We start from the raw sequence: 8,952 nt of genomic DNA on the forward strand, positions 1-8,952 counted from the left end.
GTTCTTTTAGTTGTTGATTTCATAACACTCTCCAATTTTGGGGGGTGGAAAGTGTCAACCTTATTTAGGACGGCACACAGAATAGATGTAAAGCGACAGGTCACTGTCGCTTTTTTATTTGGAGTTACGGGGTACAATCCACCTTAAATAGTTGTCCGTAACTTTTTCTGAGAGAGCAGAAAATGAAAATCAGCCCTTATCCGACTGGTCGCTTCAAAACATACCTTGAAGAAAAGAGTGCCACCTTTCGCGATTTGATTTATCAATGCCAAATAAATTCGCGTTACTTTGATGCTGGGGAAGCAATTCTCCGCCAAGGTGAGCAACTTCAGTACTTGTATGTTGTGCCAGTAGGTCGAGTCTCGATGAACATATTGGCCGCAAATGGACGACGTTTTCAATTAGGGGAAGCTAACTGCGACTATCATATTTATGGTGAAATGGAGTTCTTCACTCAGACCCCTTGTCAATGGAATGTGATAGCAGATGAACATATGCAGGTTGATGTTATCTGTATCCAAAAACTAACCGAAGCTCTGCAAAATCATCCTGAAATGATGGTGTTCTTCGCTTCAGCATTGGCTGAGGATTATCAAGACTCCATGGATATCTACACTAATCGTTTGTTGCATCCCATTACTTACAACATTGCCTATGATCTTCTCGTCCGTAATCAGACGGATAAGCTCCTTGGTGGCTTTGATAAAGTGAACCAAGAGGCTGAGCGGTTTGGCACCTCAGGCCGAGTCTATCGACGTGCAGTTAAGGACTTGATTGAAAAGGGATTGATTACCAAAACAGACAACGGTTTGGAGATTATTGATGAGCTGGCACTCAAAGCGTTTATTGAAGCGCATGAATGATACGCCCAGGTATTGAAACTAATGGGTTTTATAAGTCTTTGATATATCTAAGTCTTGAGTAAACGTAACTAATGTAAAGTACCTTAAATTTTGTTGAATGCATTAAAGAGTAGCGTTATATTGCGAACGCGTATGATAATAGATCTCATTAAGGCTTAACAAAATGAAAAAATTCGTCGGTGCGGCTATGCTGTCGTTATTTACTGTTTCTCCTTCTTTCGCTGCTAAAGTTGTGATTGACCACTACATGGGTCAAACAGAGCTAGAACAATCCCCAGAGCGTGTGGTTGTGATTGGCTTTGGCCCGCTAGATGCGCTGGACAACTTTGGTATCGATCCCGTTGCAGTATCTAACTCTTCTAATCTTCCTAGTTACCTTTCAAAATACAGCAAAGATAACTACACCTCTGCGGGTAGTTTGTTTGAACCTGATTTTGAAACCATCTACATGCAAAAACCGGATTTGATTTTGGTTGGTCCGCGAGCGTCTGCGAAATATGAAGAGCTGAGTGAAATTGCCCCTACAGTTGTTTTCGCGGCGAAAGAAAACCAAGGCTATTGGGAAGGCACGCAAGCGCAATGGCGCAATATTGGTAAGATCTTCAATATCGAAGAAAAAGTAGAGCAGAAAATTGAAGCGTTAGATACTCAATTCAAAGCAATCCGCGACTACAACCAATCGAACAAAAATGATGCATTAACGATTTTAAGCATGGGTGACAACATCAGCGCGTTTGGTGCCCAGTCGCGATTTGGCGTCATTTATAACGACTTTGGCTTCTTGGAAACGGTTGAGCACGTGAAAACGGGCACTCACGGAGATGTCATTTCTTATGAGTTTATTCGTGAAGCTAACCCGAAAAATATTCTCGTGGTTGACCGAAATTCTCTGACAGGTACGCCGGATAACGATATTCGTAAATCCATGGATAACGACTTAGTCAAAGCGACTGCGGCATATAAAAATCATAAAATCACTTATTTAGATGTGGACGCGTGGTACTTGTCGATGTCTGGTGTGACAGCAACAGAAAAAATGGTCAGTGAGATAAAGCAAACCGTTGAACTGTAATCCAAGATAGCAGAGGTTAACTTTGAAGAAGTTATTGCTAACCCTTGTGGTTTTAAGCACGGTTTCGTTATTTGTTGGGGTGGCAAACATGACACCCCAACAACTCTTTTCAGGTGATGAGAAAGCATTAGAACTTTTCTTTACCAGCCGTATACCACGTTTATTTGCCATATTGCTTGCTGGTGCTGGCTTGAGTATTGCGGGTCTTGTCATGCAGCAAATCAGCCAGAACCGATTTGCTGCACCTTCTACAACTGGTACGATCGAATGTGCCATGTTGGGCTATGTACTGAGCGTGGTTTTCTTTGGTAACGACAATCACCTTTGGCTCGTATTCGGCATCTCGGTATTTGGGACGCTGGCGTTTGTTTTCTTTATTCAGCGCATTCAATTTAAGAGCGTGGTTTTTGTGCCGCTTGTCGGGATTATTTTCGGCAATGTCATCCAATCCATGACTACGTTTATCGCTTACAAATATGATGCACTTCAAAGTCTGAATGCTTGGACAGTCGCAAACTTCGCTAACATCTTGCGTGGTGATTTTGAACTGCTGTACATCGCGGTACCAATGGTTATCCTCAGCTATCTTTTTGCCGCAAGGATCTCCGCCGTAGGTATCGGAAAAGATTTCGCGATTAACTTGGGTTTGAATTATCAGCAGGTTGTGACGATTGGCGTGCTATTGGTGTCCATCATGTCAGCAAGTGTCGTGATGATTGTTGGCCAGTTGCCATTCTTAGGGCTGATTGTACCGAATCTCGTGAGTCACTTTTATGGCGATAACCTCAAAAAGAACATTCCGCTTACGGCCATGTATGGGGCCATTTTAGTGTTGTGTTGCGACTTGGTGAGTCGTTTAATTATTTTCCCTCATGAAATGCCAATCTCTATCGTGATCAGCATATTGGGTGGAGTGGTATTCATCGCTATGTTGTTGCGAGGTAAGCAACATGCGTGATTCAACGAAAATCCTGCTGCTAGGTGGCATTGCGATTCTTTTCGCGTGTCTGTTTATTGGTATTGGGCTAACGGCTGACAACTACCAATATTTTTTGTCTCGTAGAGTTCCTAAAGTATTGGCGATAGTGCTAGCGGGTGTGGCCATTGCTCAGTCTTCACTTGTATTTCAAACCATTACGCACAACCGAATTTTAACGCCAAGTATCATGGGTTTTGATGCGCTGTATGTGTTAACCCAAATTTTGATCGTGTTGATTTTTGGTGGGTTGAGTACCTTAGTTCTTAACTTGTACGTCAATTTCGCGATTGCAGTCATTGTAATGGTGTCGTTTTCGCTACTGCTGTTTGGGTTTTACTTTTCAAAAGGCAGCAAGAACTTGATTACGTTGCTATTGGTCGGCTTGATCTTTGGTCAGCTATTTTCCAATGCGGCGTCATTCTTTTCTTTGCTGATGGACCCAAACACATATGCAATTGTTCAGTCGAAACTGTACGCCAGTTTCAATAATGTCAAAGTGAACTTGGTTTACTTTAGTGCTCCGGCTTTGATGTTTGCATGTTGGTTGTTGTTTAGGATGCATCGCACTTTAGATGTGTTTTGGCTCGACCAAGACAATGCGAAAAGTTTGGGTGTTGATGTACCTAAAGTGACGAGAAATGTGTTTATTATCTCGGCGGTTTTGATTGCTATTTCTACGGCTTTGGTAGGGCCAATCATGTTCTTTGGTTTACTAGTGACCAACTTAAGCCGAGAAATGTTCCGAAGTTACCAACATAAAACGCTATTGGTCGGATGTTCGTTTCTATCCATCAGTTCATTACTTGCTGGGCAATGGATAATCGAAAACGTGTTCAGTTTTGAGACGACGTTGAGTGTCGTAATTAACTTTATCGGCGGTGCGTATTTCTTATACCTGCTGCTGAAAAACAAAGTTGTATAAATATGATAGTAATAGACAAATTAACGAAGGCTTTCGGTTCAAACAAAGTCGTAGACGAGGCCAATACTCAGTTTGAAAAGGGCAAGGTAACATCGATTATCGGTCCAAATGGCGCGGGAAAGAGCACGCTGTTATCTATGGCCTCGCGCTTAACGGAGCGAGATGGCGGTAGTGTTATCATTGATTGCAAGGAAATCGCGGAATGGGACACAAAAGAGCTAGCGAAAAAACTGGCAGTACTTCGCCAAGCTAACTCGATTACAATGCGGTTTACCGTAAAAGAGTTAGTCTCTTTTGGTCGTTTCCCATACTCTAAAGGAAATCTGACTAAAGAAGATCATGAGGTCATAGAACAAGCGATCGACTACTTAGATTTGCAAGATATTCAAGACAAATACTTGGATGAATTAAGTGGTGGTCAGCGACAGCTTGCATTTATTGCTATGGTGATTGCACAAGATACAGATTATGTCTTTCTTGATGAACCTCTTAATAACTTAGATATCAAACACTCTCTTCAGATCATGAAAGTTGTGCAGCAGTTAGCCCATGACATGAATAAAGCCATGGTGGTCGTGATTCATGATATTAATTTCGCGGCGTGTTACTCAGATGTCATATTGGCGCTTAAGAAAGGCAAGGTTGTGGCGAGTGGTGCGGTTGAAGAGGTTATTCAAGCGTCTACGCTAGAGGACATCTACGAAACGCCATTTAACATCATAGAATTGAACGGTAAGCGCATGTGTACTTATCATTAAGCGAGCTAGTTCGTTTTTAACGAGACCAATAGATAGGCGGGCTTACTTGGTGAGCTCGTCTATGATTGGGCATCGGCTCTCTGCATCTCCAGGACAAGAAGAAACCCAACCTTCAAGTTGCGTTTTGATCTCCATGAGGTGTGCAATTTTTTCTTCAACCTCTCTCAGTTTGTCCATGGTTCTTGCTTTTACTTCACTACTTTTGCGGTTGGGGTTATGAGCAAGTTGTACGAACTCTTTGCATTCTTGCAACGAAAAGCCTGCGCTTTTTGCGCGTGATACCAAGTTAAGCTCTTGAATATGATTATCTGAATATTCGCGATAGCCAGAGTCGCTACGCGCTGGTGGAGATATGATCCCTTTGTCTTCATATAATCGAATCGACTTAGATGAAAGCCCTGTGAGCTTCGCGATAGCACCAATATTCATGTTTAACCTCCATAACGTTTAAGGCGAGTATATACCGATGTTGTGGATAAGACACTCCTAAATAACAGTCAGTTACCTAGAGTCCCCTTACTCTTTAATCACTTCATGTGGTGGCACACCAAATGCCTTTTTAAAGGCATAAGTGAAGTTAGAAGGGTGGTGGTATCCGGCTTCATAGGCGGCTTCTGTTATCGTCACTAGGCCACGTTCCAAATGTTGCTTAGCAATCTCAAGACGTCGAAAACGAATGTAGCCGTTTATGGTCATATTAAGTGATTGTTTAAATCGGCGCTGCAGGTTTGAAACACTCATTGAGAATTGGCTCGCCAACTTTTCCAAGCGTAGTTCTTGATCAAGGTGAGTTTCAATATAGCTGACAATATCCTCAATCCGACCATCAATGTGTCGTTCAATACTGCTGTTTTTAGCACTGAAATTCTTAGGAATTTGCTTGGTGGCTTGATGTAATATTTGATAGATCAAGCTTTCGACCTCTAGCTTCTCTTGAAACTCTTGCGGTGTTTCTCTATTTGTTAACGTTTCAGCCAGCTCGCATAGCGTCTGGTTAAGCTCCAACTGTTGAAACGCCTGATGAGAGTTAAAAAAGGCTTGATGACTACAATTTTGCTCAAGGCGGGCCTCTAGCCATTGGGGCTTAACCAATATGTTGATCTTATTAATGAGGTTATCTTTGAGCAGTGAACGACGAAAATTTGCAGGTTTGAGTAAGTTCACCACTACACCCTTAGGGCCGTCGCTCGCGTCTAAATCAAATTGCAAATCGTCGTAGCCAAACGAGAGTCTACCTTCTAAAAGAATAGTGACCAGCAGTGAGGCGTGTGCAGTAGAAACAATATTCGAATCAATAAGTTCTAGACAACGCCCGCCATGAACAAAAATTTGATCATTATACTGATATGATAGGAACTTACCTTCGGCCAGTTGAGTTTGACAAGGTTGGCCTTGCGTGACAATCCATTGTTTCTCTGTCGCCTCTAGTCTTTGGGTTAAAGCTATCTTGGCAATTTTAGTTCGTTTTGTTGTGACTTCCTGCATTTGACACTTCCTCATAACACTTGTGCGATTTCGCATAACCAAATCGCCTTTGTATTTATAAAACTCATGCTTATTATATCTGAGAATTATTATCATTAATATTTAGGAATGAAGTTATGGAAAGCCCTGCTTGTTCACCTATCAAGCTTTCAAGCCTTTGCCTTGCAGTGGGAATGGCGCTATCAACCCCTGTTTTAGCTCAAGATACTGAGTCACATTTTGAAGAGGTCGTTGTATGGGGAACGAAAGTTTCCAGCAACACTGAGTCGATGTTTGCGGACGACATGTCACTGAAGCAAGCGGATCATATGTCTGATTTACTGCGCGATATTCCCGGTGTGGATGTTGGTGGCACACACTCTGTGAATCAACGTATTACGATTCGTGGTTTGAGCGAAACCGATTTGGACATTCGTCTTGACGGTGCTTCTCAGCATGCGAGCATGTTCCATCATATTGGTAACTTGACGTTGAACCCTGACATTCTCAAATCTGCGGACATTCAGGTAGGTAATAACTCTGTGACTCAAAACGGGTTAGGCGGTTCGGTCTACTTTGAAACGAAAGACGCTCGTGACTTACTTCGTTACGATGAAAAGTTTGGTGCGCGTGTTTATGGCGGCTATGCATCCAACGACAACCAACAAGGTTCGTTGACACTGTACGGACTTTTGTCCGAAAACATTGATGCGATGGTCTATGGCCATTACGTTACGCGTGATGATTTTGAAGATGGTGATGGCAATAAAACCTATGGTGCTGCAGGTGATGTTTACAACATTCTGGCTAAGCTGGGGTATGAACTAAATGACATCCATCGTTTTGAGCTCTCTTATGACATGTACCGAGACAGTGGAGATTACAGTCCGCGTCCTGATATGTCTGGTAGTGCAAATAATAGCCTGTCGAGCAAGTTACTTATCCCTACGGATTATGACCGCGATACCGTTACTTTGAGTTACGAGTTGCGAGGCGAACAACACCAAGGAAACGTCACTCTTTATAATACCGAGACAGAAATTAAACGTGACGAAACGGTGATGGCCCCTCGTTGGCCCTCGAACCGTTTATCAAAGAACACCGCCAAAAACCAAAACTTTGGTTTGAATGGCAAATTCCAGTCAGATGTTATGTTAGGTGAGTTTGATAATCGAGTCACTTATGGCTTCGACTACATGGATAAAACGTCTTCGAGTTACTACGGTAGTCGTAAGTTTATGGACGAATCGGCGATTTCAACCGCACTGTTTGTAGAAGATCAGTTCTTCTTCTCTGATGCCTTCTTTATTACCGCAGGTATGCGCTTTGATGATTACAAACGCAAAGCTGAGACAGGAACCAGCAATTATGATGATGTGACTTGGGCTCTAGCTGCAGAGTGGGCGGTGACTCAAGATTGGACGTTGTTTGCGAGTGCACGTTCTCTATTTAAAGGTCCAGAGCTAATGGAAACCTTTATTGCTTACCAAGACGTTGCATTTTTAGAGGATGGGCTAAAGCCAGAAACGGGATTGAACACGCAGGGTGGTGTTCGTTTTGATAAAACCTTTGATAAGCATTTCTTTGGGGCGAATATTACGGTATTCCAAACGGAAATTGATGATTACATTGCAGACCAGTACCAAAACGCGACTCAAACTTACCTGATTTACAACTTAGGTGATGTTGAGATTAAAGGCTTTGAGGCAAGTGCTTCTTATGGTTACGACAAGTTTAACAGCAAACTTTCTTACTCTAAGTCGGACACCAAAAACAAGAATACTGGTGGTCCTGTTGCTGGGGGTAATGGGCGTAGCATTGATATGGGTGATAGCATTGCTCTAACTTTGGATTACCAGTCAGACGCTTTAGAAACGATCTTCGGGTGGAACTCAATGTTTGTTCTAGAGGAAGACAACGTCTTTGATGGTCAGCCAAAGAAAGCAAGTTATGATGTGCATAATCTATACGCTCAATGGGTGCCGTCTGATATTGATGGACTGTCCGTGACCTTTGGTATTGATAATGTATTTGACGAGTTGTACAGCTCTCATGCGTCTCGTTCGGGGACTGCACGTGGCTTCACGCTTGATGACTACGAGCCGGGTCGCAACTTCAAGCTCTCTGCAGCTTATCAATTCTAACAAGGTTCTTCATAGGACGTTTCAAAGTAACGAGTAAGTTCATGATTAAAGAAAGCACCAGAATAGATAGTGAACACGCTGACAAATACTTAGTGACGCTTTGTCGGCATTTTGGACGAAAGGTTCCTGCTACTTGGAATGAAAATAGCGGTTTGGTGACATTTCCGACGGGAAAAGCGGAGTTTAACCTTTGTGCATCTAGCCTAACTATAACCTGTGAGGCGGATTCAGAAGAGAAACTGAATACGGTTAAGGCGATCATTTCATCGCATGTGGACATGTTTTCTCGTCGAGAAACATTAGCACTTAGCTGGGTTCGTTAGCGCTCGTTTAGGGATGCTGTGATAGAAATGGAATATTAAAAGCAAAAGCCCGCAATCTTATGATTTGCGGGCTTTTATTGTTTGAATGCTATTGCGCTTTCTCAGGCTCTAGGCTTTTTTTTTCCTGCTGCATTTTTGCTAGGAAGTAGATGTTAACGCAAGCAATAAAACCGTTAGTTAATACTACAGGCCAAGAATCAATCATTAGTCCGTAAGCGGTAAATAGCGCACAACCAATAAAGTTAAGGATACGAAGCTTAACAATATCTTTCATAGTTAGCGAAATAGCGACCATTATTGAAGCTGCATAACCTAAAATCTCAACCATATTCATGTCCATTTTTTGACCCTCTTAAAATCTGCCGAATTTTGTCGGTACCAATTCTTCTCATCTTGAGATTAATGAGGAAGCTCCATGCCTCGAATG

At 42.4% G+C, this 8,952-nt stretch carries 10 protein-coding genes; 7 read left to right on the top strand and 3 right to left on the bottom strand.

The genetic code is table 11. From position 1 onward, the window contains the following. Nucleotides 1–182: 182 nt before the first annotated feature. From R7P64_RS16970 to vctC, 5 genes are all read left to right on the top strand, one after another. A complete protein-coding gene (locus R7P64_RS16970; protein ID WP_042522565.1) occupies nt 183–863 on the top strand; it encodes a Crp/Fnr family transcriptional regulator in 681 nt (226 codons plus the stop codon). Nucleotides 864–1,026: 163 nt separating this feature from the next. Then, on the top strand, nt 1,027–1,935 hold the full coding sequence (locus tag R7P64_RS16975) for a siderophore ABC transporter substrate-binding protein (RefSeq protein WP_065275234.1): 909 nt from the start codon (nt 1,027–1,029) through the stop codon (nt 1,933–1,935). A gap of 22 nt (nt 1,936–1,957) precedes the next feature. Further along, the gene (gene vctD / locus R7P64_RS16980; protein ID WP_017820306.1) at nt 1,958–2,893 is read left to right on the top strand and encodes an iron chelate uptake ABC transporter permease subunit VctD; all 936 of its coding nucleotides are present in this window, start codon (nt 1,958–1,960) and stop codon (nt 2,891–2,893) included. Further along, on the top strand, nt 2,886–3,836 hold the full coding sequence (gene vctG / locus R7P64_RS16985) for an iron chelate uptake ABC transporter permease subunit VctG (protein ID WP_005376631.1): 951 nt from the start codon (nt 2,886–2,888) through the stop codon (nt 3,834–3,836). The genes vctD and vctG overlap by 8 nt, the downstream gene beginning before the upstream one ends. Nucleotides 3,837–3,838: 2 nt before the next feature. After that, a complete protein-coding gene (gene vctC, locus R7P64_RS16990) occupies nt 3,839–4,594 on the top strand; it encodes an iron chelate ABC transporter ATP-binding protein VctC (RefSeq protein WP_017635379.1) in 756 nt (251 codons plus the stop codon). 42 nt (nt 4,595–4,636) lie between these two features. Here vctC and cueR read toward each other — a convergent pair whose 3' ends face one another. Both cueR and R7P64_RS17000 read right to left on the bottom strand, forming a co-directional pair. Beyond that, nucleotides 4,637–5,023, bottom strand: coding sequence for a Cu(I)-responsive transcriptional regulator (cueR, locus tag R7P64_RS16995; protein WP_171343174.1), 387 nt, complete (start codon nt 5,021–5,023; stop codon nt 4,637–4,639). An 87-nt stretch (nt 5,024–5,110) separates the two neighbouring features. After that, nucleotides 5,111–6,079, bottom strand: coding sequence for a helix-turn-helix domain-containing protein (locus R7P64_RS17000; protein ID WP_171343175.1), 969 nt, complete (start codon nt 6,077–6,079; stop codon nt 5,111–5,113). Nucleotides 6,080–6,195: 116 nt separating this feature from the next. Between R7P64_RS17000 and R7P64_RS17005 the strand changes: the two genes are divergently transcribed. Both R7P64_RS17005 and R7P64_RS17010 read left to right on the top strand, forming a co-directional pair. After that, entirely contained in the window at nt 6,196–8,202 is a 2,007-nt protein-coding gene (locus tag R7P64_RS17005) for a TonB-dependent siderophore receptor (protein WP_005382608.1), read from the top strand. 41 nt (nt 8,203–8,243) lie between these two features. Then, entirely contained in the window at nt 8,244–8,525 is a 282-nt protein-coding gene (locus R7P64_RS17010) for a DUF2218 domain-containing protein (protein WP_005376622.1), read from the top strand. Between the two features lie 88 nt (nt 8,526–8,613). On the opposite strand, the gene R7P64_RS17015 is transcribed toward R7P64_RS17010, so the two are convergent. Next, nucleotides 8,614–8,865, bottom strand: coding sequence for a YgjV family protein (locus tag R7P64_RS17015; RefSeq protein ID WP_005376619.1), 252 nt, complete (start codon nt 8,863–8,865; stop codon nt 8,614–8,616). Nucleotides 8,866–8,952 lie beyond the last annotated feature (87 nt).

This window comes from Vibrio sp. 2304 (assembly GCF_033339475.1).
Classification (GTDB): domain Bacteria; phylum Pseudomonadota; class Gammaproteobacteria; order Enterobacterales; family Vibrionaceae; genus Vibrio; species Vibrio alginolyticus.

Coding starts and splice junctions, on each gene's coding strand:
- R7P64_RS16970 (WP_042522565.1), top strand. CDS start 183: ATGAAAATCAGCCCTTATCCGACTGGTCGCTTCAAAACATACCTTGAA.
- R7P64_RS16975 (WP_065275234.1), top strand. CDS start 1,027: ATGAAAAAATTCGTCGGTGCGGCTATGCTGTCGTTATTTACTGTTTCT.
- vctG (WP_005376631.1), top strand. CDS start 2,886: ATGCGTGATTCAACGAAAATCCTGCTGCTAGGTGGCATTGCGATTCTT.
- vctC (WP_017635379.1), top strand. CDS start 3,839: ATGATAGTAATAGACAAATTAACGAAGGCTTTCGGTTCAAACAAAGTC.
- cueR (WP_171343174.1), bottom strand. CDS start 5,023: ATGAATATTGGTGCTATCGCGAAGCTCACAGGGCTTTCATCTAAGTCG.
- R7P64_RS17000 (WP_171343175.1), bottom strand. CDS start 6,079: ATGCAGGAAGTCACAACAAAACGAACTAAAATTGCCAAGATAGCTTTA.
- R7P64_RS17005 (WP_005382608.1), top strand. CDS start 6,196: ATGGAAAGCCCTGCTTGTTCACCTATCAAGCTTTCAAGCCTTTGCCTT.
- R7P64_RS17010 (WP_005376622.1), top strand. CDS start 8,244: ATGATTAAAGAAAGCACCAGAATAGATAGTGAACACGCTGACAAATAC.
- R7P64_RS17015 (WP_005376619.1), bottom strand. CDS start 8,865: ATGGACATGAATATGGTTGAGATTTTAGGTTATGCAGCTTCAATAATG.